Genomic DNA, 24002 nt, shown 5'->3' on the forward strand with positions numbered 1-24002 from the left:
GGGAGTGGGTTAGGGGGTGTAGTGCTGGTCGTGGGCTTGGCGTGGGGCGCAGACGGAGGCTCGAGAGCAGGAGCAGCGGGAGCCGTCGGCGTCCAGGCGTACGGTCACCGCGTCTCTCGGGACGCTGTGGCCGACGACCCGGCCGTCACCTTCCGGGGTGGAGACCCGACTGCCGACCGCCGGGGCGGTCTCCTGGAAGCGTTGGTACAGCGGGTGTTCTCACTTGCCCGGAGACAGCATTACTTGACGAAGGATCTCGTCGACGACGCTCGCAAGAGGTGCGGTGGCGTCGATCACGCTACCGTTTCTCGGAATGTCTTCCCTCGTTCGATGCAATCGAACGATGAGTTCGCGCTCCGCCTCTCCCCCACCCCATTCGTCTTCCGATCGTCCGTCAAGTCGTCCTTGCAAGGTGTCCAGGTCGACGTCAAGCACGAAGACGCCATCGAACAGATCGATGAACTTGTGGAAGTTCCGTGAGCCTCCGCAGAAGAAGGTCACCTGCTCGGCGTGTTCGGCGACCAGCGCCTGCACGTCATGCACGCGCCAGATGTGGTGCTCGTGCCCGCGCCCGTCCAACGGCTCACCAGTCTCCGGGTCGCCTTGATAAGCCAGTTCCCGGTCACCATTGATGGCGTGGTAGCCACGCCGCTGCAGTTCTTTGCAGACCGATGTCTTACCGGTACCGGAGACGCCTTCGATCAGATAGTTCCGCAGGCCCATCGCCGGATCCCCATCAACACGGTGAGACAAATGCTGTCCCTCATGGCTGCTCGGTCATCTCAAGGATTTGCGACCGTGAGCGAGGAGGCACGCCGATCACCGCGCTGCACCCTCCGGGCCCGACTGGTCACGGCTGTCGTAGGCGCGGCGGGAGCCGCAGACGTCGGCGCGGGAGCACATGGAGCGCGAGCCGTCAGCGTCCAAGCGGACGGTCACCGCGTCTCTCGGAACGCTGTGACCGACCACGCGGCCCTCCCCTTCCGGCGTGGTGACCCGGCTGCCGATCGCCGGAGCTGACTCGGCAAACCGGGCATACAAAGGATGCTCGTACTTGAGGCAGCACATCAGCCGGCCGCAGGCGCCGGAGATGCGCAGCGGGTTGAGCGGCAGGTCCTGGTCCTTCGCCATCCGGATGGTCACCGGCTCGAAGTCGGTGAGGAACGTGGCGCAGCACAGGTCCCGACCGCAGGAGCCGATGCCGCCCTGCACCCGTGCCGAGTCGCGGGCGGAGAGCTGACGCAACTCCACCCGGCAGTGCAGGGTCGCGCCCAGGTCGCGGACCAGGGATCGGAAGTCCACCCGGTGCGGGGCGGTGAAGTAGACGGTGCTGCGCTCACCGCCGCTCTCGGCGGAGCCGAGCACATGGTCGACCGCCACCACCTTCATCGGCAGGCCGTGCGAGCGGATCAGCCGCTTCGCGGCCACCTTCGCCTCGGCCTTGCGCCGACGCAACGCCTCATCCCGGCGTAGGTCGTCGTCGCCAGCCAGCCCCACCAGGCGGGGGAAGCCGTCGGTCTCCTCGGTCACCCACTGCGCGGCCCACACGCACTCCGCCACCTCGGGCCCGTCATCGGTGGGCACCAGCACCCGGTCGCCCACCTGCGGACGCAACTCACCCGGGTCGAGATAGTAGAGCCGCCCGTACCGGTTGAAGCTGACCGCGCAGAGCATGCCCATCCCCCCACCCTACGACGGGTCGCGGCGCAGGGCGCACCGGCCGGCTACGCCCTGCTGCCATTCATGGCCGTCGACTCGACCCAGTGCCGGGCGTCCCGTCGTCTGGTTGCTCCTCGCCCGGACGGCTGAATCCGGGGCCGCGCGGAAGACAAGACCTGCCTCGACGGCGTTGAGTGGAGGCAGGCCTGCGGGGGGTGCAGGGGGAAGACCACGGCGTCGCCGTGGGCGCCGGCTCCGGTCAGGCGCCCGCGAGCGACGCCGTGGCCTGTCCAAAAGCAACCCAGCAACCCAGCAACCCGCCGGCAACCCGGGCGCAGTCGGTTACCAGCCGACCCGGGTGGGTTGGTCGTAGCGGGGTCGCCCGTCCGTCGGCGGACGCCACGCGGTCTCGGCCAGGCTCGGCGCCCACTGTCGCAGCAGCGTCTCCGCGCCGTCGTACGCGACGCAGAGCACCGCCAGAACCCGTGCGGCGATCTCGGCGGCGTCGGCCACACCAGGCCCGACCGGACCGGGGCGCGTCGACGCACCGCTGGCGGCGACGACGGCGACCGCTTCGGCCGAACGGAGCACGTCGGCCAACGTGCGGGCCAGTGCGAGACGGCTGCCCTCCACCCAGTCGGCGAGAGCGTCGGCGTATCCGGCGGTGGATTCGAGTCGCCCGACCAGGCTGTCCGGCCCCTCGTCGAGGTGGCGTAGCAGCGCGGCCCGCTGTTGCCCGTACGCCGTGGCGGCCGGGCCGGACCAGAGCACCGAGTCGGTGAGCGCGGCGGAGACGTCGTCGTACCCCCGGACGAGCCGGCGCACCGCGTGGCCGGCGCTCGCGAGCGGCACCGGGTGCAGGTCGAGGAAGCTGCGAACCGCGTCGCCTGGCAGCACCTGCATGCGGCGCAGCAGCGGCCAGACCCGGTGACCCTCGGGGACGCCGGCCGCGATCAGCGTGTCCACCCGGCGGAGCAGGTCGAGGCCGGGCTCGGCGAGCCGGTCCAGCGCGTCCATCACGGTTCCCCGGTGAGCCGGCGGCGGGCCGCCTGGTCGACCTCGGTGTAGCGGTCGGCGGCCTCCCGCACCGCCGCCGCGGCGGCGGCCAGTCGACCGGCGGCGGCGCGGGCCTCCCGGGCCCGGTCGTCGGTGGCGGTGGTCCACTGCCGGTGCAGCGCCCGCCCGATCTCGCCCGGGCGGCCCGGTGCGTCGGCACCGAACGCGGCCTGGGCCGGATCGCTGGCGGTGACGGTGTGCGAAACGACGGTGAGCGTGGCGCTCGCCTCGTCCAGTCGGGCGGAGAGCGCGCGCAGCGTGTCCATCTCAGGCCCCCGCGAGCGGTCGGTAGGCGGCGAACGTCTCGTTGTGCAGCTTCTCCCGGGCCCACTCGGCGGCGTCGGCTGCGGCGGTGACCGCGGCCTGCACGGAACCGGCCACGTCGCGTGGGCTGCGGGTGTGCAGCGGCCCGAGGAACCGGACGTCGGTGATCCGTCCGCCAGCAGTGACCACCACCTCGACCAGACCGTCCGGCGAGCGGACGGTCACCTCGACGGTCGACACCGCCTGGTCGAACTCGGCCTGGAGGGACTCGATCCGGCGGTAGCGTCGCACCGCCTCCTCGATCCAGGCTTCGTCGATCTCCCCCCGCGGCATCGGCGGACTCCTCCCGGGTGGCCCATCACTCAGTGTGCTGTCACCGTCACCACGGCACACGGACCGTACCGCACCACAATCGGGCCTGTCGATGCCTGTGGACAACGCCGGGAAAGTGCGGGTCAGCCCTTCCAGAGGGCGAGCATCATCGCCTCGACCGCGATCCGCGGCTTGACGTTCGCCTCGATGGCCGCACGGCAGGCGAGCACGGCCTCCAGCCGACGCAACGCCCCCTCGGCGTCCCACTTCTGGGCGCCGGCGCCGGCCAGCGCGGCGGTGTCGGTGTGCACCGGGGCGACGGGTGCGCGCAGCGCCATGGTGAGCGCGTCCCGGTAGAAGCCCGCCAGGTCGACCAGCGCCCGGTCCAGGGCGTCGCGCTGGGCCCGGGTGGCCCGGGATTTCTGCCGCTTTTCCAACTCCTTGAGCTGCCCGGCAGCACCCCGGATGGCGCCCGCCGCGCCCCGGCCGGTGCCGCCCGCACCGAGCGCGGTCTCCAGTGCCGCCCGCTCGGTCGTGTCGGCCTCGGTGACTGACGCCTCGGCCTCCGCCTCGGCCGCTTCGATCAGCGCGGACGCCGCGTCGAACGCCGCGCCGACGCCGGTCAGCCGGCGCGGCACGGCGAGCACCGCCTCGCGTCGCTTGCGGGCCTCCGGGTCGCGGGCAAGCCGACGGGCCCGCCCCACGTGCCCCTGCGCGGCCGCCGCCGCCCACTGCGCCACGTCGGGCGCGACGCCGTCCCGACGGACCAGCACCTCGGCCACCGCGGCGGCCGGCGGCTGCCGCAGGGGTACGACCCGACAGCGCGACCGGATGGTCACCGAGATGTCGTCCGGGTGGGTGGACGGCGCGCAGAGCAGGAAGACCGTCCGCGGCGGCGGTTCCTCGATCGCCTTGAGCAGCGCGTTGCCGGCAGCCTCGGTGAGTCGGTCGGCGTCCTCGATGACCACCACCTGCCAGCGCCCGCCGGACGGGGTGCTGGCTGCGCGGAGCACCAGCGCGCGCATCTCGCCGACGCCGATGGAGAGTCCTTCCGGCACCACCATCCGCACGTCCGCGTGGGTGCCGCCCATCGTGGTGTGGCAGCCGGGGCACTCGCCGCAGCCCGTGCCGTGCACGCACTCGAGTGCGGCGGCGAACGCCCGGGCGGCAACCGAGCGGCCGGAGCCCGGCGGCCCGGTGAAGATCCACGCGTGCGTCATCCCGGACGACGGGTCCAACCCGTCGGCCGGGAGCGCGTCGTCGCTGGTCGGGGCGGCGGCGACCAACGCGGGTGCCCGGTCGGCCGCGCCAGCCCGCAGCACGGCGGCGGCTGCTGCGGCGGCGCGGCGCAGCTCGACAACCGCCTCGTCCTGACCGACCAGGTCGGCGAAGACGTCCGGCATCAGGTCTTGTGCTCCATCGTCACCAGCTCCGCGTCGGATAACTCAGGCTGCACCGAGGTGTCCGGACCTTGCGCCGGTCGCGGGTGCACGATGCCGCCCGGCTTGCCGAGCATCTCCTCGACCCGCCGGACCACCAGCGTGGTGATCTCGCCGGCCGGTCGGGAAGCGTCGAGCACCAGGTAGCGCTTCGGGTCGGCGGCGGCGAGGTCGAGGAACGCGTACCGGACGCGCTCGTGGAAGGCGATCGACTCGGCCTCCAGCCGGTCGGTGCCGGTGTTGCGCGAGGCCACCCGGGACAGGCCGGTGTGCGGCTCGACGTCGAGCAGCACCACCAGGTCGGGCTTGAGGCCACCGGTGGCCCAGGAGGAGAGCCAGGAGACCTCGTCGACGGGCAGCGTCCGGCCGGCGCCCTGGTACGCCAGGGACGAGTCGACGTACCGGTCACTGATCACCACACCGCCCCGGACCAGCGCGGGTCGGACGACGGTGGCCACGTGGTGCGCCCGGTCGGCGGCGTAGAGCAGCGCCTCGGCCCGGGGGGAGGGCGCGTCCTCGCCGGAGGTGTCCAGCACCAGCGACCGGATCCGCCGACCGACCGCTGTGGCCCCGGGTTCACGGGTGACCACGACGTCGCACCCCTGGCCCCTCAACCGCTCGGCGAGCGCCGTGAGCTGAGTGGACTTGCCTGCGCCCTCGCCACCCTCGAACACCACGAACAGCCCGGCGGAGACGAACGGCTCGGCCGGCATCAGCGGCCGACCCCGGATGGAGCCCCAGAGGTCGGCGAGGACCGGTACGCCCTTCTTGTCGTCCATCTGGCCGAACGCGCTGATCCCGGCGAAGATGCCGGCGGCACCGGCGGCCAGCAGCAGCAGTCGGGTGGAGGAGACGGAGATGCCGAGGTCGGCGATCTCCAGCTTGCGCGAGCCACCGACGCCGACCAGCACGCTGCTCAGACCGATGGCCAGGATCAGCACCAGTCGGGTGCCGATCTGCACCACCGCGAAGACCCGGCCGCGCACCTCGTCGGCCACCTCCCCGCCCAGCAGTGTGGTGCCGGCCAGGAAGGCCATGCCGGCGCCGGCACCGACCAGCACCGCGCCGACGATCGCCATGGACAGGTGGATGGCGAAGGCGAGGGTCATCACGGCGGCGCTGGCCAGCACGATGCTCATGCCGAACCAGCGACGCCGGGACATCTCCTTGACGACCATCGGGCCGAGCCCGATGCCGAGCGCCAGACCGACGAAGATCGCGCCGAAGAGCAGCGAGAACGCGGCATCGCCGGCGCCGAGTGAGTTGGCGAAGAACTTGGCCGTGCCGACCACGATGCCGCCACCGGCGAACGCGCCGAAGATGCCCAGCACCAGGCCACGCACGAGCGGGGTCTGGCCGATGTACTTCCAGCCCTCGGAGAACTGCCGGAACATGCTCTGCTCGGAACGCTCCGCCTCGCCGCGCTGCGCCTCGCTGATCTCCTTGATCCCGAACGCCACCACCAACGCGGTGGCGAGCCGGGAGAAGGCGTTGAACCAGAGTGCGAGCTGAGCCGGTTCCGCCCAGTTCGGCAGGTCGCCGCCGACGGCACCACGGACGCCACGGTCGAGCACGGCGAGGCCGATGGCGGCGGCGACCGGGGTGAGGCCGTACGTGGTGATCAGGGTGAGCTGGTTGGCCGCTTCCAGCCGGGCCCGCGGGATCAGGTTGGGGACCGCGGCCTCCTTGGCCGGGATCCAGAGCAGGGTGAGCGACTCGATCAGGAAGGTAGCGATGAGCGCCCAGCCGACCACCAGGCCGCCTGCGGCGCCGCTGAGGGCGTAGAGCGGAATGGAGGCGAAGAGCACGAAGCGCAGCAGGTCACAGATGACCATGGTCCAGCGCCTGTCGAACCGGTCGGCGAAGACGCCGGCCACCGGGCCGAGCACCAGCGCGGGCAGCAGCCGGATCGCGGTGACCCCGCCGAACGCGGCGCCCTGGGCGGTGCTGCCCTGCACCTGCGAGGCGGCGAAGAGGGCGGTGGCCAGCAGGCCGAGCCAGTCGCCGAAGGAGGCCGCGCCGAGCACGATCCAGAGCCGGCGGAACGGCTGGATGCGCAGCACGGACCGGATGGCGGCATAACCAGACGGATCTACCTGACCACCGCTGGACGGGTTGGCGGCGTTGCCCGACTGGTCGCTCGATCGCGACACGCCGGGCGACTCGCCGCTGTTCTGGCTTTCGATGGCCGTACCTCCACGTGCCGGCCCATCGCTGGGCACCTCCGGTGCAACACTCTAGACCCGGTGGGGGCCACCCCCACGGGCGACATTCTCCTGCTCGCTGAGCCTAGGCCGCCGGAGGTACCGGCCGCAGCCCGGACGTACGCGAGGGTATTTCGCATTCTCCGTCAGACAGTTAGCGTGCACACGTGGCCATCGAAAGCGACAAACTTCGCGAGCGCCTGGATCGGGCGACTGCCCACCTCGACCCCCCGTACGCGGTGGTCGACCTCACGGCCTTCGACGCCAATTCGGCCGCCCTGGCCGATCGCGCCGCCGGAAAGCCGGTCCGCCTCGCCAGCAAGTCGGTCCGCAGCCGAGAGTTGATCAGCCGGGCTCTCGCGCGGCCCGGCTGGCAGGGCGTGATGGCGTTCACCCTGCCCGAGGCGATCTGGCTGGTCCGCGCCGGCGTCAGCGACGACGTGCTGGTCGCGTACCCGAGCGCGGACCGGGCCGCCCTCGCCGAGCTGGGCGCCGACCCGACACTCGCCGCCGCGATCACCCTGATGATCGACGGCACCGGCCAACTCGACCTCATCGACGCCATCAGGCCCCCGGGGCAGCGCGCCGAGCTACGACTCTGCCTGGATCTGGACGCCTCCTGGCGACCGCTGCGCGGCCGGGTGCACGTCGGCGTCCGCCGCTCACCGGTGCACAGCGCGCGGGCGGCCGGCGCGCTCGCCGCCGCCGTCGCCGGTCGGCCCGGCTTCCGGTTGGTCGGGCTCATGTCGTACGAGGCGCAGATCGCCGGCCTGGGCGACGCGCCGCCGGGGCAGACGCTGCTGGCCGGCGCGATCAGGCTGGCCCAGCGCGGGTCGTACCGCGAGTTGCTGGCCCGCCGTGGTGCGGCGGTCGCCGCGGTACGCGAGCACGCCGACCTGGAGTTCGTCAACGGCGGCGGCACCGGCAGCGTGGCCGCGACCAGCGCCGATCCCGCGGTCACCGAGGTCACCGCGGGATCGGGCCTGTACGGGCCGACGTTGTTCGACGCGTACCGCGCCTGGCGGCCCACCCCGGCGGCGTTCTTCGCCTGCGCGGTGGTCCGCCGGCCGACACCGGAGCTGGCGACGGTGCTCGGCGGTGGCTGGATCGCCTCCGGCCCAGCCGCCGACAGCCGGCTTCCCCGGCCATGGTTGCCGGCAGGGCTGAAACTGGTCGGCACCGAAGGCGCCGGCGAGGTGCAGACGCCGCTGTCCGGAGCGGCGGCGGCCGATCTGCGCGTCGGCGACCGGGTGTGGTTCCGGCATGCCAAGGCAGGTGAGCTGTGTGAACGGGTCAACGAGCTGCACCTGATCGAGGGGGGCACGGTGGTGGCGACCGTTCCCACCTACCGGGGTGAGGGGCAGGCCTTCCTCTGAGGCCGGGCAACCGCCCCCCACCGCCGGCCGAGACCCGCGCCCCGCGCCGACTCAGACGGCCTGGGCCGCCTCGGCCTGATTCCCGACGGTGGACCGGCCGTTGTCCGGGCCGTCGACCTGGCGGTGCAGGTACTCCCGGATGAGCGCCTTCGCCTCCAGCAGCACCCGCTCGTCGCCGTCGGACTTCCGACGGAACGCGAGCTTGATCAGCGCGTCCGCCGCCTCGACCGCGATCTCCAGCACGAAGCGCAGCTTGGGCACGTCGGTGAGCCCGAAACGCTCGGTGAGCACCCGGGCCAACTGGTCGGCGATCACGCCGTTGTTGTCCCGCTGCTCGTCGAGCAGGTGCAGGTCGACCACGTCGCCGAAGTGCAGGGTACGGAAGCCGGGGACGGTGCGGTGCATCGTGATGTACTCGTCGATGCCCGCGTCGACGCCGTCCCACCAGTGGGTCATCTCGTCGGACGCGAACCGCTCGTCGAGGCGCTGGAGGTAGGACTCCATGGTCCGCAGGGTCAACGCCTGCACGATGGCGCGCTTGTCCGGAAAGAACTGGTAGACCGACCCGATCGCCACCTCGGCCCGCTCGGCGAGCAGGGTGGTCGTCAGCCCCTCGTACCCCACCTCGTCGACGAGCTCGGCGCAGGCATCCAACATGCGCTGTACCCGCGCGACACTTCGACCTTGCACCGGTACGCGGCGCAGCGGCCCGGTCGTGGCGGCTGGTGTGGACACTCTGCGCCACCCCCCTTCGACGGATGAACATATCTCCACGTCACGAGTCCGTGACTACCGGTACAACGAGCGGATCGCAATTGCGGTATTTACCAGCTAGAACGTTCCTGATATGAAGTCAGTTCATATTCATGAATGAGGAGCGCGCATGGTCCGCACCGCACCGCCCAGGGCTGGATGGTCCAACTGGGCCGGGAACCAGCGTGGCAGCGCCAGCGCGATCCTGCGCCCCGGCTCGCCGGCCGACGTCGCAGAAGCCGTCCGATCTGCCGTCGCCGACGGCGCCCGGATCCGGGTGACGGGCAGCGGCCACTCGTTCACCGCCGTCGCGCTCCCCGACGACCGTCGGATGGACCTGTCCGAGCTGGACACCGTGGTCAGCGTGGACGTCGCCCAACGGCTCGTCACCGTGCCGGCGGGAATGACCCTGCACACGCTCAACGGCCTGCTCGCCCGGCACGGCCTCGCGCTGCCCAACCTCGGCGACATCGACGCGCAGACCGTCGCCGGGGCCATCTCCACCGGCACCCACGGCACGGGCGCCGGCTACGGGTGCCTCTCCACCTTCGTCGAGGCGATCACACTGGTCACCGGCACCGGCGAGGTGCTGCACTGCTCCGCCGACGAGCACCCCGACGTCCTCGCCGCCGCCCGGGTGTCACTCGGCGCGCTCGGCGTCCTGGTCGAGGTGACCCTGCGCTGCGTGGACGCCTTCGTCCTGCGCGCCCACGAACGCCCGGCCGAACTGGCCGACGTGCTCGGCGAACTGCCCGCGCTGATCGGCCGGCACGACCACGTCGAGTTCTACTGGTTCCCGTACACGTCCCGGGTCCAGGTCAAGGCCAACGACCGGGTACCCGCCAACGACCGGCCGCTGTCCCGCTGGCGCGGTTGGATGGACGACGACTTCCTGTCCAACCGGGTCTTCGCCGGGGCCTGCCGGCTCGGCCGGGCCGTGCCCGCGCTGGCCCCCGGAATCAGCGCGGTCTCCGCCCGCGCCCTCACCGAACGCCAGTACACCGGCCGCTCCGACCGGGTCTTCTGCACCCCGCGCCGGGTCCGCTTCGTGGAGATGGAGTACGGCCTGCCCCGCGAGGCGTTGCCGGAAGCGCTCGCCGCGCTCCAGCGCATCGTGGACGGCCTCCCGTTCAAGGTGCTCTTCCCGGTGGAGGTGCGATTCACCGCCCCCGACGACATCTGGCTGTCGCACGGCTACGGCCGGGACAACGCCTACATCGCCGTGCACCAGTACGTCGGCATGCCGTACGAGCCGTACTTCCGGGCCTTCGAGGAGGTGGCCACCGGGCTGGGCGGCCGTCCACACTGGGGCAAGCTGCACTACCGCGACGCCGCCTCGCTGGCCACGGCGTACCCCCGCTTCTCGGACTTCCAGGCCGTCCGCGACCGCCTCGACCCGAACCGCGTCTTCACCAACCCCCACCTGAACCACATCCTCGGCGCCTGACGGCACGCGCCAGCCGCGAGTCGCCGATCGCGCTAGAGCGCGAGGTCGTCCAGGTTCACCGCATTGGCCATGGCCTCGGCGCCCCTGTCGTTCAGGTGCATGCCGTCGCCGCTGTCCAGTGCGCTGTGGATGTGGTCGGGGGTGGGTGGGTCCGCGACCATACCGGCTAAGCAGCGAAGCTGCACGGGCATGCATGACAGGGAACACCCGAACACGGGCCGGATCGCGGCCGTCGAGCGGAAAACAGCAGCCAGAAACAGATCTTGGACAGTTTCCGTCCGGACAGAACGGAAACTGTCCAAGATCTGAACAGGCCAGGAGCGGCGGTGGGTTACTCCGTGCTGGTGGCGGCCTTGCGCGGGGCGGCCTTCTTGGCCGGGGCCTTCTTGGCCGCCGTCGCCTTCGCGGCCGTCGTCTTGGCCGCCGTGGTCTTCGCCGTGGTCGTCTTCTTCGCGGCCGTGGACTTGCTGGCCGCAGCCGTCTTCTTGGTGGCCGTGGCCTTCTTCGCCGGGGCCTTCTTCGCCGCCGCCTTCTTCCGCGGCGCCGGACCCTTCGCCCGCTTCTCAGCCAGCATCTCGGACGCTTCCTCGAGGCTCAACGCCTCCGGCGTCTGCCCACGCCGCAGCGACGCGTTGAACTCCCCGTCGGTCACGTACGGGCCGAACCGGCCGTCCTTGATCACCAACGGCTTCTCGGTCGCCGGGTCCACGCCCATCTCACGCAACGGCGGCGCCGCAGCGCGCCGTCCACGGGCCTTCGGGGCGGCCAGCAGAGCCAGCGCCTCGTCCAGCCCAACCGTGAACATCTGATCCTCGGACTCGAGCGACCGGAACTCCTCGCCCCGCTTGACGTACGGGCCGTAGCGACCGTTGTTCGCGAAGACCTCGACGCCGTCCGGCGCGACACCGATCAGCCGGGGAAGGCTGAGCAGCTTGAGCGCCTCCTCCAGGGTCAGCGAGTCGGGGGTCTGCGTACGCAGCAGCGACGACTTTCGCTCCCCGCTGGACACGTACGGGCCGAACCGGCCGGACTTCAGCACGATCGGCTCACCGGTGGCGGGGTCGTCGCCGAGCTTGCGCTCGCCGCTGCCGCCGAGGAACAGCTCGTGCACCTTCTCCGGGGTCAGCTCGTCCGGGGCAAGGCCCTCGGGGATCGGCGCCCGGTCACCCTGGGTGCCGCCCTCCTCGCCCTCGCCCGAAGCCGCAGCCGGGGCCGGCTGCTCGCCGCCGGGCAGCTCCCGTTGCAGGTACGGCCCGTAGCGGCCGACCCGCACCACGACCTCGCGGCCGTCGTCGTCGGTGAAGAGCGGGATGGAGTTGACGCTGCGGGCGTCGATGTCGCTGAGGTTCTCGGTGACCAGCTTCTTGAGCCCGCCGGAACGAGCGATGTCCTGGTCGCCGGCACCGTTGGAGCTGCCGAAGTAGAACGCGGTGAGGAAGTCGACAGCGGCGTGGTCGCCGCCGGCGATCTCGTCCAGCTCGTTCTCCATGGTGGCGGTGAAGTCGTAGTCGATGAGGCGGGGGTAGTGCCGCTCCATCAGCCCGATCACCGCGAAGGCCAGGAACGTCGGGATCATCGCCTGGCCGCGCTTGGTGACGTACCCCCGGTCCTGAATCGTCTGCATGATCGACGCGTAGGTGGACGGGCGGCCGATGCCCAGCTCTTCCAGGGCCTTGACCAGCGACGCCTCGGTGTAGCGCGACGGCGGCTGGGTGTGGTGGCCCTGCGCGGCCAGCTCGTCGGCGGTCAGCGGCTGGTCCTTGACCAGGGTGGGCAGCCGACGCTCGGCGTCCTCGGCCTCGGCGTTCTCGTCGTCGCTGGACTCGACGTACGCGCGCAGGAAGCCCGGGTCGGTGATGGTCTTGCCGGTCGCGCCGAAGTCGGCTTCCTCCTGCGCGGTGGAGACCGCCCGGATGCGCACCGACACGCTGGAGCCGACCGCGTCGGTCATCTGCGAGGCGATGGTGCGTCGCCAGATCAGCTCGTAGAGCTTGAACTCCTCGGCGGACAACTCCTTGGCCACCTCGCCCGGGGTACGGAAGTTGTCCCCCGCCGGGCGGATCGCCTCGTGCGCCTCCTGCGCGTTCTTCACCTTGCCGGTGTAGCGGCGCGGCTCCGGCGGAACGCTGCGCTCGCCGTACAGCTCGACGATCTGTCGGCGGGCCGCCGAGATGGCGGTCTCCGACAGGTTGACCGAGTCGGTACGCATATAGGTGATGTAGCCGTTCTCGTACAGCCGCTGCGCGGTGCGCATCGTCTGCTGCGAGGACAGGCGCAGCTTGCGGGCCGCCTCCTGCTGGAGGGTCGAGGTGATGAACGGCGCGTACGGGCGACGGCGGTAGGGCTTCTCCTCGACCCGGGTGACGGTGAACGGCCGCCCCTCCAGGCGGGCCGCGAGGCCCCGGGCACCGCTCTCGTCGAGGTGCACGACGCCGGCGCCGGCCCGGACCCGACCGGTGGTCGGCTCGAAGTCCTTACCGGTGGCGATCCGGTCGCCGTTCAGGGCGATCAGGGTGGCGTTGAAGGCCCGCGGACCCTCGCCGGCGTTGGTCACCGCGAGGGTGGCCAGGATGTCCCAGTATTCGGCGGTGCGGAAGGCCATCCGCTGCCGTTCCCGCTCGACCACGATGCGGGTCGCCACGGACTGCACCCGGCCAGCCGAGAGCCGCGGCATGACCTTCTTCCACAGCACCGGGGAGACCTCGTAGCCGTACAGGCGGTCGAGGATCCGTCGCGCCTCCTGGGCGTCGACCAGGTCACGGTCGATTTCCCGAGGGTTGGCCACCGCCGCCTGGATCGCCGGCTTGGTGATCTCGTGGAAGACCATCCGCTTGACCGGCACCTTGGGCTTGAGCGTCTCGACCAGGTGCCAGGCGATCGCCTCGCCCTCGCGGTCCTCATCCGTCGCCAGGAGGATCTCGTCGACCTCCTTGGCCAGCTTCACCAGCTTGCTGATCTGCTGCTTGCGGTCGGCGGAGACGACGTAGAGCGCGTGGAAGCCGTTGTCGACGTCCACCCCGAGCCGGGCCCAGGGCTCCTTCTTGTATTTGGCCGGCACGTCGGCGGCGTTGCGCGGCAGGTCGCGGACGTGACCGAAGCTGGCCTCCACGACGTACCCCGGGCCAAGGTAGCCCGAGATCGTCTTGGCCTTCGCCGGTGACTCGACGATGACCAGACGGGTGGTTCCAGCGTTGCTCGGCACGTCTCTCCCCGACCTCACTCCTGCTCGTGGCCTGCCGGCGCCCGGACAGCGACCGCTTTCGACCCCGCCGTCGCACCGGCGGTCCGGATGTCCAACGTAACGCGCCGCCCGCGTTTCGGGTTTCGCGGGCCGCAAACCGCTTCGACGCGGCGGTCGACACCGCCCCGCCGCGCTCGGCACTGCCGGACGGCGCCACCGTACACCGTGGGTAGGGCTCGAAGCGGGTCACTGTGACGATGGCGGACTCACGGCCGAGGTCCGACCCGCCCGTTTTCCGCCTGGATCAACCCGCCAGCTGTCCGGCACCGGACACCCGGACGCCGCTGCCGACCTGGGCGAAATGACCGGTTCACTGCCGAGTTGGCCAGGCTGCCGGCGGTGCGGCTCGCGGCGGTTCGCCGACCAACTCGGCCAGGCGGGCGAGTCGCCGGCGGCTGGTGATCCGGTACGCCGGGCCGCCATCCGCCGCGCCGAGCAGCGTCCCAGCCAGTCCGGCCGCCGCGAGCGCGCCGCCGATCGACTCCCAACACTCCTGGCCGTCGTCGGCGCCCAGCCGCAACAGGAAGCAGTCGGGAGGCTCCGGCGTCCCGGCGGCGGCGAGCCACAGCCGCAACCGCCGGCCGGTCAGATGAAAGGCGGCGGGTGGGCGTTTCGTCGTACCGTGCAGCCAGGCCGCCGCGAGCGGCTTCAAGACCCGGGTGTACGACGTACGAACGCCGTGTCGCTCGCCCTCGATCGGCTCCCAGCTCGCCGCCAGCCCGCGCGAGGCCAGTTCGGCGACGAGCACGTGCACCCGCCACGCGGCGTCCACCTGCACCGAGAGACGGGCGGTGCCGCCCATCCGGACCACCTCGGCGGGCCCGGCGAGCAGCCCGGCGAGGTCGGCGACGGTGGGTTCGGCCGCATCCGCGCCGAAGAAGACAAGTTGCCGGCCCGCGTCGTCACCCTGGGCCGGAGCGGAGCCGTGCTGAGCCGAGCCGCTCTGCGAGGGGCCGTTCTGCGGCGCGCCGCTGCGGCGTCGCCCGGAGGTGGGCGTGTCGGATTCGGGCGCGGGGAACAGCGCCGGGGGTGGCTGCGCCTTCCCGGTGTCATCGAGCCCGCTCAGCGACACTCCGGCACCTCGTCGAATGCCTGTTTCAACTCCTCGGAGTTGAGCTTGCTGGTGTCCAGCGCGCTGGCGTCGTACTCCTTGTTGAGGGTCTCCACCGCGGCGCGCACGCCGTCGTAGAAGACGGTCGGCTCGCCGGTGCCCAGGCCGTCGATGGTGTCCCGGGCGCGGCCGTACGCGTCCCGCATCTTCCCCAGTGAGCTGCGGAAACCCGCGGAGATGGCCTCGCCGTTGTCGGTCTCCGGGATGCCCGCCTTCTCCACCTTGCGGCGCGCGGCCTCACTGGCCTGCTCCGCCCCACCGAAGAGCCGCACCAGGTTCTCCTTGGCCTGCGCCGGCGTGGTCTGCGCGGTCATCTGCTCGTCCGTACTGCTGGTCAGCTTGTTGATCTCAGAGCGCCACGGGGTGAGCGCGCCGCAGACCGAGGCCGCCCAGGCTCGTGGACTGGGACCGCCGCCGCAGCCAGCCAGGATGACGATCGTGGCCAGGACCACCGTGAGCTTTCCGGCGGCAGACGCCCGGCACGTACGCATGCGTTGCAGCGTACGGCCTTTGGCCAGGTGTGGCACCGGGCCGGTCCCGGGTCAGGCGTTGACCGTCTCCGGATGGTGATCGGTGCTGCCCGCGCCGGTGTTGCCATCGGCGTCCGAGTCGGACATCGCGATGCCCTTGCGCTTGCTGAACACCACCGACGCCACGATGATCAGCGTCGCGACCAGCGCGATGCCGACGCGCAGGCCGACGTTGCGGTCGTCGCCGACGCTCCAGGCCACCACGGCGGGCGCGATCAGCAGCGAGACCAGGTTCATCACCTTGATCAGCGGGTTGATCGCCGGGCCGGCGGTGTCCTTGAACGGGTCACCGACGGTGTCGCCGATGACCGTGGCGGCGTGCGACTCGGAGCCCTTGCCGCCGTACGCGCCGTCCTCGACCAGCTTCTTGGCGTTGTCCCAGGCCCCGCCGGAGTTGGACAGGAACACCGCCATCAGGGTGCCGGCACCGATCGCACCGGCCAGGTACGCGGCGAGCGCGCCGGGCCCGAGGCCGAAGCCGACAGCGATCGGCGCCAGGATGGCGAGCAGGCCGGGGGTCATCAGTTCGCGCTGCGCGTCCCGGGTGCAGATGTCGACGACCTTGCCGTACTCCGGGCGCTGGGTGCCGTCCATGATGCCGGGCAGCTCACGGAACTGCCGGCGGACCTCCATCACCACGGCACCCGCCGAACGGGACACCGCGTTGATGGCCAGCCCGGAGAAGAGGAAGACCACCGCCGCGCCGATGATCAGGCCGACCAGGTTGCGCGGGTTCGCCACGTTCAGCGAGTTGAGGATCTCCGTCCCGACGTCGCCCACACCAGCCGTCGCGTACGCGCTGCGGAGCGAGTCGGTGTAGGAGCCGAACAGCGCGGTCGCCGCGAGCACCGCCGTGGCGATCGCGATGCCCTTGGTGATCGCCTTGGTGGTGTTGCCGACGGCGTCCAGCTCGGTGAGCGTGCGGGCGCCGTGCTCGTCGAGGTCACCGGACATCTCGGCGATGCCCTGGGCGTTGTCGGAGATCGGCCCGAAGGTGTCCATCGCGACGATCACGCCGACGGTGGTGAGCAGGCCGGTGCCGGCCAGTGCCACCGCGAACAGCGACAGCGTGATGGAGCTGCCGCCGAGCAGGAAGGCGCCGAAGACGCCGGCGCCGATCAGCAGCGCCGAGTAGACGGCCGACTCCAGACCGATGCTGATGCCAGCCAGGATCACGGTGGCCGCGCCGGTCTGCGAGCTCTTGCCGATGTCCTGCACCGGTCGCCGGTTGGTCTCGGTGAAGTAGCCGGTCAGCGCCTGGATCGCGGCGGCCAGCACGATGCCGATCACCACCGCGCCGATGGCCACCAGTCGCGGGTTGCCGGGCGCGTCGGTGAGCCCGCTGTCGAATTCGCCGAAGGTCGCCGGCAGGTACGCGTAGGCGGCGATCGCCACCAGCACCGCGGAGAGCACCGCGGACAGGTAGAAGGCCCGGTTGATCGCGGTCAGTGCGTTGCGGTCGGACGCGCGCAGCCGGGTGATGAAGACGCCGACGATCGCGATCAGCACGCCGATGGTGGAGATGATCAGCGGGAAGACCAGGCCCTCCTCGCCGAACGCGGCGCGGCCGAGGATCAGCGCGGCGACCAGCGTCACCGCGTACGACTCGAACAGGTCGGCGGCCATGCCGGCGCAGTCACCGACGTTGTCGCCCACGTTGTCGGCGATGGTGGCGGCGTTGCGCGGGTCATCCTCGGGGATGCCCTGCTCGACCTTGCCGACCAGGTCGGCGCCGACGTCGGCGGCCTTGGTGAAGATGCCGCCGCCGACCCGCATGAACATCGCGAGCAGCGCGGCGCCGAAGCCGAAGCCCTCCAGCACGGTCGGCGCGTCACCGCGGTAGAGCAGAACGACAACCGCCGCACCGAAGAGGCCGAGGCCGACGGTGAAGAAGCCGACGACACCGCCGGTCCGGAACGCGATCTTCATGGCCGCCTCGCGGCCACCTGCCCGTTCCCTCGCGGCGGCGGCCACCCGCAGGTTGGCTCTGGTGGCCAGCCACATGCCGGCGCCACCGATGAACGCGCTGAACAGGGCGCCCACCACGAAGAAGAGCGAGCGGCCGATCTTCACCGCGAGCTCACTGCCGTCGGTGTCGTGCACCGGAAGCAGGAAGAGCAGCACGACGGCGATGACGACGAAGATCGCCAGGGTGCGGAATTGACGGAGCAGGTAGGCGGAGGCGCCCTCCTGGACGGCCCCCGAGATCTCCTGCATTTTATCGGTGCCCTTACCAGCAGCCAGCACCGTTTTTGTCAGGGCGGCAGCGAAACCGAGCGCCACCAGCGCGACAACCGCGGCGATGACGACGTAGGTGACATTGCTTCCGGTAAGGGAAAGCCCGCCGCCGTCGGCGGCCAAGGTCTCGGACATCTGTGTCCTCCTGTTACCGAACATCGCGCCGGTGAGTGGAGACGCACTGACCGACGCCTGGATGCGGACTCGCAAGCGCGCGCCAACCCACCAGCGGACCAGCGATGAACACCCATACCCGCTGGCTGCGGGATGGGTCACTTGCTGACAACCCGGGTACTGTAGCCCTCCTCAGTGTTGGAGGTCACACCAAGGTGGCACCGTGTCGCGATGATCTTCGTCGCTGTGTTATGAAACGATATCTGATATAGGGCCCGATCCATGCAAAGAAGGCCGCATCCCCAGCAGGGGACGCGGCCTACGCAGCGCAATGGTCAGCGGTCGACCGGCCACACCATCCGCACCTCGGTGCCGATGCCCTCGTCGACCGGGCGCACCTGCAGGTCCTCGACGAAACCGGCGAGCAGCGCGAAGCCGACGCCAGTGGTCAGCGCCTCGTCGGTCAGCGACTCGTTGGCCAGCTCGTCCGGCGGCAGCGCGGTCAGGCCGATACCCGCCTCGATCGGCGCCCGGTCCACCACCCGCACGGCGTACGAGCCACCGTCGGACATCTCCACCAGCACCGGGTCGGCCAGGCCGTACTGCCGGTGCAGGGCCACCGCGCGCGTGCACGCCTCACCGATGGCCAGGCGCACCTCGTCCAACAGGTCCTCACGAACCCCGGCCCGCCGGGCGACGGCGACGCCGACCAGGCGGGCGGTGCGCACGTGCACCGGGGCGGGCGAGAACGAAAGCTTGACTGTCGCCATCACGCGCCGGCGCCCGCCGAGTCGGCGCTGACCGCCGCGTCGACGCTCGGGTGCAGCGGAAACACCTGGTCCAGTGCGGTGATCCGGAAGATCTTGAGCAGCGGCTCCTTGTCGCAGACCAGGGCGAACGAACCGCCGGCCGAGCGGAGCCGCTTGAGCGCGCCGACCAGCACGCCCAGCCCGGTGGAGTCGAGGAAATCCACCCGACCGAGGTCGACCACCACGTGACGCGCCCCACCGTCGATCAGTTCGAGGAGCCGTTCCCGGAGCCGGGGCGCGGTGTAGACGTCCACCTCACCACCAACCTCGAGCACCGTGTGCTCGCCCACGGTGCGGGTCGCCAGCGACAGCTCCATCGGTCCTCCTCGCCAGAGCCGTAAACTCTCGTGGGCATCTAACCACTACCACCGGCGCGGCCTGCGGACGCCAGCGGAGGCTTCCCCTTACCCCGGTGTCCGACTTTTCATCTCCGAACACCAGTGCGAGAGTGCAGGGCGTGACCTCCAACGACTTCAGCTCCGCGCGCCACACGCCGCGCCACGACCTGGAGTCGTCGCCCGCGGCCACCGTATCCGCTGGTCCCGGACCAGCGCCGGCCGACCTTGGTCCCGGCCTCGGGCCGTCGCCGACGGACCTGCTGCGCCGGCTGCGCGCCCGGGGCGCCGCCGACCCGGTCACCCACGTCGAACGGGTGCCCGCCCGCGCCGGGGTGCCCGCGCCGTGGCCGTCGTGGGCACCGGAGGAACTGCGCACGGCCTTCACCGGGCGCGGGGTGGTCGCGCCCTGGCAGCACCAGGCCGAGGCGGCCACCCTGGCGTACGAGGGCCAGCACGTGGTCGTCGCCACCGGCACCGCGTCCGGCAAGTCACTGGCGTACCAGCTGCCGGCCCTGGCCACGCTGCTCGCCGACCCCCGGGCCACAGTGCTCTACCTGGCGCCGACGAAGGCGCTCGCCGCGGACCAGTTGCGCGCCGTCGCCGCGCTGGAGCTGGAGGGGGTACGCCCCGCCTGCTACGACGGGGACACTCCGCGCGCCGAGCGGGAGTGGATCCGCCGGCACTCCCGGTTCGTGCTGACCAACCCCGACATGCTGCACCACGGCATCCTGCCCGGGCACGCCCAGTGGTCCGGCTTCCTACGCCGACTCGCGTACGTGGTGATCGACGAGTGCCACACCTACCGTGGCGTGTTCGGCTCGCACGTGGCGCACGTGCTGCGTCGGCTTCGCCGGCAGTGCGCCCGGTTCGGGGCCACCCCGGTGTTCGTGCTCGCCTCGGCGACCTCCGGTGACCCGGCCACCGCAGCCGGGCGGCTGACCGGCCTGCCGGTGACGGCGGTCACCGAGGACGCCTCGCCGCGCGGCGGGGTGACCTTCGCGCTCTGGGAGCCGCCGCTGCTGCCACCCGACTCGGGCTCCGCGTCCCCGGTGCCACCGGGCCCGTCGTCCCCGGTGCCGCCGCAGACGCACGGTGACCACGACGATCTCCGGCAGGTCCGCCGGTCGGCGCTGCGCGAGACCGCGGACCTGCTCGCCGACACGGTCGCCGAGGGGGTACGCACCCTCGCGTTCGTCCGCTCCCGCAAGGGCGCCGAGGTGGTGGCCGCCAACGCGCGTCGAGCGCTGGACGACGCGGTGCCGGGGCTCGGCGACCGGGTGGCCGCCTACCGGGGCGGCTACCTGCGGGAGGAACGGCGCGAGCTGGAACGGGCACTGCTGCACGGCGACCTGCTCGGCCTGGCCTCGACCAACGCGCTGGAGCTGGGCGTGGACCTGGTCGGGCTCGACGCGGTACTGATCTGCGGCTACCCGGGGACCCGGGCGTCGCTGTGGCAGCAGGCGGGCCGCGCCGGGCGTTCCGGGCAGGAGGCCCTCGCAGTGCTGGTGGCCCGGGACGACCCCCTGGACACCTACCTGGTGCACCACCCGGAGGCGATCTTCGGCGCACCGGTGGAGGCGACGGTGCTCGACCCGGCCAACCCGTACGTGCTGGCACCGCAGCTCGCCTGCGCCGCGGTGGAGGCACCGCTCACCCCGGCCGACCTGGCACTCTTCGGCGACGGGGCGAAGGAGGCGGTTGACGAGCTGGTCGCGGCGGGGGCGCTGCGGCAACGGCCCACCGGCTGGTACTGGCGGCACCGGGAGCGGCCCGAGGTGGACCTGCGCGGCGAGGGCGGCGCCCCGGTCGCCGTGGTGGAGTCGTCGACCGGCCGGCTGCTCGGCACTGTCGACGGCGGCTCCTCGCACTTCCTGCTGCACCCCGGCGCGGTCTACCTGCACCAGGGCGTCTCGTACGTGGTCGACCAACTCGACCTCGCCGACGGTTGCGCGCTGGTGCACGCCGAGGAGCCGGACTGGTCCACCCACGCCCGCGACGTCACCGAGCTGTCGGTGGTGTCGGTGCGCTCCTACGTGGACGCCGGGCCGGTAGGCATGTTCCTCGGTGAGGTGGATGTGACCAGCCAGGTGGTGTCGTACCAGCGGCGACGGATCGCCACCGGCGAGGTGATCGACACCCGGCCGCTCGACCTGCCCACCCGGGAGCTGCGCACGGTGGCGGTCTGGTTCACCCTGTCACCGCAGTCGCTGGCCCTCGCCGGGGTCCAAACGGCGGATGTGCCGGGTGCGCTGCACGCCGCCGAACACGCCGCGATCGGCCTGCTGCCGCTGATGGCCACCTGTGACCGGTGGGACATCGGCGGGCTCTCCACCGCGCTGCACCCGGACACCGAGGCGCCGACCGTCTTCGTCTACGACGGGCATCCGGGTGGCGCGGGGTTCGCCGAGCGGGCGTACGGGACGGCGGCGGCGTGGCTGCGCGCCACCCGGGACGCCATCGCGGAGTGCGGCTGCGAGACCGGATGCCCATCCTGCGTGCAGTCACCGAAATGCGGCAACGGCAACAACCCCCTCTCCAAACCGGACGCGATCCGGGTGCTCGACGTGGTGCTGACGAACCTGCCGGGCTGAGCAGCTTGCATGAATCGGTATGGCACGGGGCACAATGATGTGGGAGCGCTTCCATCGATGCCTATATTGCTGATCGCCCCCCGTGCCCGAGGAGAAGCTGTGGCCGACACCATCGCCGAGACCGTCGACCTGCTCTACACCATCGACCAGGACAATCTCACCCTCGACCAGCAGATCGCGCTGGGGTCGGCACTGGCCGCCCTGGCCCAGGCGGAACGGCTGGAACAGATCAACGAGCGGCTACGCGGCATCCACCAGGTGCTCAACACCTGGGCGCTGCGGGCCGCGACCTCCGTCGACAGTCGCTGAGGTCTGCTGGAGTGATCCTGCAAGGGCAGCAGGGGGCGCGACGGTTGTCGGGCTGTGCGAGACTCCGGCGCACCAACCCCAGAGGAGTTCACATGCAGCTTGACAACTTGCAGGGCCAGCACCAGTTCCACATCCGCCAGCGACTGCGCATGATGGTCAACCAGTACGAGGTCCGGGCGGTCGCGCCGGACGGCACCGAGGGTGAGTTGCTGGCGTTCGCGCAGCAGAAGCGGCTCGCCTTCAAGGAACAGGTGACCATCTACACGGATGATTCCAAGCAGCAGCCACTGCTCGGCTTCAAGGCCCGCCAGCGCATCGACCTCGGCGCCACGTACGACGTCACCGACGCGGCCGGCAACCCGATCGGCCTGTTCCGCAAGGACTTCGCCCAGTCGCTGCTGCGCTCCACCTGGCACGTCGAGCAGGCTGGCCTGCCGCAGGTGACCGGCCAGGAGCGGAGCCTGCCGGTGGCGTTGCTGCGTCGATTCGTCGACTCGCTGTCCTGGTTGCCGTACCACTTCGACTTCACCGCCGGCGGCCAGCCGGTCTTCTCCGTGGTCAAGAAGTGGGGCCTGCGCGACAAGTACATCGTCGAGGTGCAGAACCCGCAGATCGACCGTCGCCTGGTCATCGCGATGGCCGTCGCCCTCGACGCGCTCCAGAGCCGCTGACACACCCTGCCCGGACCAGGTCGGCGCGGTAACCCCCTCAGCGGTCGCCGTCGCGGCCACCCACTCCTCGGCCGCCGGCCGGAACCTGGACCTCGACCAGTCCCGGCCGGCAGGCCGCAGGAGCCCCGACCTCCGGGCGGCAGACCCTTGGACCGATTCCAGGCGGCAGACCGTTGGTGACTCGCCCCCCTCGCCCCCCCGGACGGATTCCGCTCCCCCTTTGGAGCTGATGTCGTAAGCGCATCACGCCTGATGTCGTAAACGATTCAGCTCCACAGCGCCCACCAACCCCACCAAGGCCCTGGCTCCTTCAGCCGCGCAACGGACTCCTACCCGCGCTTGACACCGCGACGCCGGTCAGGCCGCGAGCTCCATATGCCGTGCCCTTCTCTCGCCGCGTCCGGCGCCGCAGCTCTCGCCGCGTCCGGCGCCGCGTCCGGCGCGTCCGGCGCCGCAGCGACGGTGAGCAGAGACGCCGCCGCATGGCTGAGCCGCGCGGCTCAGGCCCGTACCGGGCCGGCACGGGCGCTCGCCGCGGCGACCCGGGTCAGGCCGGGTAGTGGCGTGAACGCCACCTCGACTGTCACCAGCACGTCCAGCCCGTCGAGGTGACAGCCGACCAGCCGGCCATCGTTGCGACCGGCGAGATCGGCGGCGGACGCACAAGCCGCGGCGTCACCATCGAGCGCCCGGGCTGCCCCGGCCAGCGCGCCGAGGTCCGCTGCTACCGCCGCCCGCTGGCTCGCCGTTGCAGCGGCGACGATGGCGGCGCCGAACGTCCCGAACGCCACGAAGACGAGCCCCATCGCCAGCAGCAGAACCGTCGCGCCACCTCGCTGCTGGTCCGGCCGATCATCAGTAAGCCCTCCGGCAGCCGGTGCATGACCGGAGCCTGGTGACCTGACGCCAGTTCGTCGCACTACCAACTCCCCTCGTGAGAGCCCGGTTCGACGGCTGCGACGGCGGTGGCGACCACGGTTATGCGCGGTAGCCGCCCGCCCAACGTCCGGACGGGTGCCCGTACCGTCGCCTGAGCCCGGTCGCCGTCTACGGACACCGACACCGTCGCCCCCGGCGGCGCCGCGCGACCGCCCTCCGCGCTGCCGTCCGCGCCCCGGGCTGCGGCGAGCGCCGCCTCCCGGGCGGCGTGCAGGCAGCCCGCCTGCGCGCTGACGGCGTTGACCGCGGTCAGACCGGCCAGCAAAAGCAGGAGCAGCGCCGGCAGGCCGGCCGCCAGTTCGGCGGTGAAGGACCCCCGGTCCCCGCCAGCAGCTCGTACGAGGACGCGAAGCCTCCGCCCGCAGCGTGCCACCGGCCCGGAGACGCTCGACCCTGAATCGCGGCTGGCCTGCCGGCGCCCGATCACTTCAGTGCACGGTCGATGACGGCGGTCAGCGCCGACTGGACGTTGCCAGAGGTCAGCACCTTCAACAGGATGCCGGCGAAGGCGACCGCGGCGAGCGTGCCGACGGCGTACTCGGCCGTGTTCATTCCGGCATCGCCGCTTAGGCGTGCGATGAGTTTGCGCATGACTGTTTCC

Annotated in this window: 23 protein-coding genes and 1 pseudogene; 5 read left to right on the forward strand and 19 right to left on the reverse strand. The window is 71.5% G+C overall.

Annotated elements, in window-relative coordinates; genetic code table 11:
• Window positions 1-9: 9 nt before the first annotated feature.
• The 8 genes and pseudogenes from V6U86_RS20825 to tmk form a co-directional block, all read right to left on the reverse strand.
• Window positions 10-219, reverse strand: a pseudogene (locus V6U86_RS20825) (regulatory iron-sulfur-containing complex subunit RicT); the annotation flags it as partial.
• Window positions 220-723, reverse strand: coding sequence for an AAA family ATPase (locus V6U86_RS20830; RefSeq protein ID WP_334505522.1), 504 nt, complete (start codon window positions 721-723; stop codon window positions 220-222).
• 96 nt (window positions 724-819) lie between these two features.
• Window positions 820-1680 carry a PSP1 domain-containing protein gene (locus V6U86_RS20835; protein ID WP_334505523.1) on the reverse strand — a complete coding sequence of 287 codons (861 nt, stop codon included), beginning with the start codon at window positions 1678-1680 and terminating at the stop codon, window positions 820-822.
• Window positions 1681-2001: 321 nt separating this feature from the next.
• A complete protein-coding gene (locus V6U86_RS20840; RefSeq protein WP_334505524.1) occupies window positions 2002-2676 on the reverse strand; it encodes a hypothetical protein in 675 nt (224 codons plus the stop codon).
• Window positions 2676-2981 carry a type VII secretion target gene (locus V6U86_RS20845; RefSeq protein ID WP_334505525.1) on the reverse strand — a complete coding sequence of 102 codons (306 nt, stop codon included), beginning with the start codon at window positions 2979-2981 and terminating at the stop codon, window positions 2676-2678. Before V6U86_RS20845 ends, V6U86_RS20840 begins: the two co-directional genes overlap by 1 nt.
• A gap of 1 nt (window position 2982) precedes the next feature.
• Window positions 2983-3312, reverse strand: coding sequence for a YbaB/EbfC family nucleoid-associated protein (locus tag V6U86_RS20850; RefSeq protein WP_007454690.1), 330 nt, complete (start codon window positions 3310-3312; stop codon window positions 2983-2985).
• Window positions 3313-3434: 122 nt separating this feature from the next.
• Complete coding sequence (locus tag V6U86_RS20855) at window positions 3435-4694, reverse strand: DNA polymerase III subunit delta' (protein ID WP_334505526.1); 1260 nt, start codon at window positions 4692-4694, stop codon at window positions 3435-3437.
• Window positions 4694-6793, reverse strand: coding sequence for a dTMP kinase (tmk, locus tag V6U86_RS20860; protein ID WP_334505626.1), 2100 nt, complete (start codon window positions 6791-6793; stop codon window positions 4694-4696). Before tmk ends, V6U86_RS20855 begins: the two co-directional genes overlap by 1 nt.
• A 308-nt stretch (window positions 6794-7101) precedes the next feature.
• Between tmk and V6U86_RS20865 the strand changes: the two genes are divergently transcribed.
• On the forward strand, window positions 7102-8310 hold the full coding sequence (locus tag V6U86_RS20865; RefSeq protein ID WP_334505527.1) for an amino acid deaminase/aldolase: 1209 nt from the start codon (window positions 7102-7104) through the stop codon (window positions 8308-8310).
• Between the two features lie 51 nt (window positions 8311-8361).
• Here the strand turns inward: V6U86_RS20865 and V6U86_RS20870 are convergent, their stop codons facing one another.
• On the reverse strand, window positions 8362-8967 hold the full coding sequence (locus tag V6U86_RS20870) for a TetR family transcriptional regulator (protein WP_334505528.1): 606 nt from the start codon (window positions 8965-8967) through the stop codon (window positions 8362-8364).
• A gap of 226 nt (window positions 8968-9193) precedes the next feature.
• Between V6U86_RS20870 and V6U86_RS20875 the strand changes: the two genes are divergently transcribed.
• Window positions 9194-10510 carry a D-arabinono-1,4-lactone oxidase gene (locus V6U86_RS20875; protein ID WP_334505529.1) on the forward strand — a complete coding sequence of 439 codons (1317 nt, stop codon included), beginning with the start codon at window positions 9194-9196 and terminating at the stop codon, window positions 10508-10510.
• A gap of 32 nt (window positions 10511-10542) precedes the next feature.
• On the opposite strand, the gene V6U86_RS20880 is transcribed toward V6U86_RS20875, so the two are convergent.
• The 7 genes from V6U86_RS20880 to V6U86_RS20910 form a co-directional block, all read right to left on the reverse strand.
• Entirely contained in the window at window positions 10543-10701 is a 159-nt protein-coding gene (locus V6U86_RS20880; protein ID WP_334505530.1) for a hypothetical protein, read from the reverse strand.
• Window positions 10702-10841: 140 nt separating this feature from the next.
• A complete protein-coding gene (gene topA / locus V6U86_RS20885) occupies window positions 10842-13712 on the reverse strand; it encodes a type I DNA topoisomerase (protein WP_334505531.1) in 2871 nt (956 codons plus the stop codon).
• Between the two features lie 349 nt (window positions 13713-14061).
• Window positions 14062-14823, reverse strand: a complete 762-nt coding sequence (locus V6U86_RS20890) for a hypothetical protein (RefSeq protein WP_334505532.1) — start codon at window positions 14821-14823, stop codon at window positions 14062-14064.
• Window positions 14814-15353 (reverse strand): hypothetical protein, encoded by a 540-nt coding sequence (locus V6U86_RS20895; protein WP_334505533.1) that lies wholly within the window; start codon window positions 15351-15353, stop codon window positions 14814-14816. The genes V6U86_RS20890 and V6U86_RS20895 overlap by 10 nt, the downstream gene beginning before the upstream one ends.
• A gap of 51 nt (window positions 15354-15404) precedes the next feature.
• On the reverse strand, window positions 15405-17765 hold the full coding sequence (locus V6U86_RS20900) for a sodium-translocating pyrophosphatase (protein ID WP_334505534.1): 2361 nt from the start codon (window positions 17763-17765) through the stop codon (window positions 15405-15407).
• A gap of 314 nt (window positions 17766-18079) precedes the next feature.
• Entirely contained in the window at window positions 18080-18517 is a 438-nt protein-coding gene (locus V6U86_RS20905) for an ATP-binding protein (protein ID WP_334505535.1), read from the reverse strand.
• Complete coding sequence (locus V6U86_RS20910; protein WP_334505536.1) at window positions 18514-18870, reverse strand: STAS domain-containing protein; 357 nt, start codon at window positions 18868-18870, stop codon at window positions 18514-18516. The genes V6U86_RS20905 and V6U86_RS20910 overlap by 4 nt, the downstream gene beginning before the upstream one ends.
• Window positions 18871-19001: 131 nt before the next feature.
• On the opposite strand from V6U86_RS20910, the gene V6U86_RS20915 reads away from it, so the two are divergent.
• The 3 genes from V6U86_RS20915 (at window position 19002) to V6U86_RS20925 (ending at window position 22462) form a co-directional block, all read left to right on the forward strand.
• Complete coding sequence (locus V6U86_RS20915) at window positions 19002-21482, forward strand: DEAD/DEAH box helicase (RefSeq protein ID WP_442934983.1); 2481 nt, start codon at window positions 19002-19004, stop codon at window positions 21480-21482.
• Window positions 21483-21581: 99 nt separating this feature from the next.
• The gene (locus tag V6U86_RS20920; protein WP_030334221.1) at window positions 21582-21791 is read left to right on the forward strand and encodes a hypothetical protein; all 210 of its coding nucleotides are present in this window, start codon (window positions 21582-21584) and stop codon (window positions 21789-21791) included.
• Window positions 21792-21883: 92 nt separating this feature from the next.
• Window positions 21884-22462, forward strand: a complete 579-nt coding sequence (locus V6U86_RS20925) for a hypothetical protein (protein WP_334505538.1) — start codon at window positions 21884-21886, stop codon at window positions 22460-22462.
• A 500-nt stretch (window positions 22463-22962) separates the two neighbouring features.
• Here the strand turns inward: V6U86_RS20925 and V6U86_RS20930 are convergent, their stop codons facing one another.
• From V6U86_RS20930 to V6U86_RS20940, 3 genes are read right to left on the reverse strand one after another with little or no spacing between them, the layout of a single operon-like run.
• A complete protein-coding gene (locus tag V6U86_RS20930; RefSeq protein WP_334505539.1) occupies window positions 22963-23388 on the reverse strand; it encodes an Rv3654c family TadE-like protein in 426 nt (141 codons plus the stop codon).
• Complete coding sequence (locus tag V6U86_RS20935; RefSeq protein ID WP_334505628.1) at window positions 23382-23774, reverse strand: TadE family type IV pilus minor pilin; 393 nt, start codon at window positions 23772-23774, stop codon at window positions 23382-23384. Before V6U86_RS20935 ends, V6U86_RS20930 begins: the two co-directional genes overlap by 7 nt.
• 50 nt (window positions 23775-23824) lie before the next feature.
• A complete protein-coding gene (locus tag V6U86_RS20940) occupies window positions 23825-23992 on the reverse strand; it encodes a DUF4244 domain-containing protein (RefSeq protein ID WP_334505540.1) in 168 nt (55 codons plus the stop codon).
• Window positions 23993-24002 lie beyond the last annotated feature (10 nt).

This window comes from Micromonospora sp. CPCC 205558 (assembly GCF_036902955.1).
In the GTDB taxonomy this organism is placed as follows: Bacteria; Actinomycetota; Actinomycetes; order Mycobacteriales; family Micromonosporaceae; genus Micromonospora.

Excerpts from the sequence above, each read along its gene's own strand:
- V6U86_RS20880 (WP_334505530.1), bottom strand. The coding sequence starts at position 10,701 with ATGCCCGTGCAGCTTCGCTGCTTAGCCGGTATGGTCGCGGACCCACCC.
- V6U86_RS20840 (WP_334505524.1), bottom strand. The coding sequence starts at position 2,676 with ATGGACGCGCTGGACCGGCTCGCCGAGCCCGGCCTCGACCTGCTCCGC.
- V6U86_RS20925 (WP_334505538.1), top strand. The coding sequence starts at position 21,884 with ATGCAGCTTGACAACTTGCAGGGCCAGCACCAGTTCCACATCCGCCAG.
- V6U86_RS20875 (WP_334505529.1), top strand. The coding sequence starts at position 9,194 with ATGGTCCGCACCGCACCGCCCAGGGCTGGATGGTCCAACTGGGCCGGG.
- V6U86_RS20850 (WP_007454690.1), bottom strand. The coding sequence starts at position 3,312 with ATGCCGCGGGGGGAGATCGACGAAGCCTGGATCGAGGAGGCGGTGCGA.
- V6U86_RS20855 (WP_334505526.1), bottom strand. The coding sequence starts at position 4,694 with ATGCCGGACGTCTTCGCCGACCTGGTCGGTCAGGACGAGGCGGTTGTC.
- V6U86_RS20845 (WP_334505525.1), bottom strand. The coding sequence starts at position 2,981 with ATGGACACGCTGCGCGCGCTCTCCGCCCGACTGGACGAGGCGAGCGCC.
- V6U86_RS20900 (WP_334505534.1), bottom strand. The coding sequence starts at position 17,765 with ATGTCCGAGACCTTGGCCGCCGACGGCGGCGGGCTTTCCCTTACCGGA.
- V6U86_RS20910 (WP_334505536.1), bottom strand. The coding sequence starts at position 18,870 with ATGGAGCTGTCGCTGGCGACCCGCACCGTGGGCGAGCACACGGTGCTC.
- V6U86_RS20895 (WP_334505533.1), bottom strand. The coding sequence starts at position 15,353 with ATGCGTACGTGCCGGGCGTCTGCCGCCGGAAAGCTCACGGTGGTCCTG.
- V6U86_RS20870 (WP_334505528.1), bottom strand. The coding sequence starts at position 8,967 with ATGTTGGATGCCTGCGCCGAGCTCGTCGACGAGGTGGGGTACGAGGGG.
- V6U86_RS20835 (WP_334505523.1), bottom strand. The coding sequence starts at position 1,680 with ATGGGCATGCTCTGCGCGGTCAGCTTCAACCGGTACGGGCGGCTCTAC.
- V6U86_RS20830 (WP_334505522.1), bottom strand. The coding sequence starts at position 723 with ATGGGCCTGCGGAACTATCTGATCGAAGGCGTCTCCGGTACCGGTAAG.
- V6U86_RS20940 (WP_334505540.1), bottom strand. The coding sequence starts at position 23,992 with ATGCGCAAACTCATCGCACGCCTAAGCGGCGATGCCGGAATGAACACG.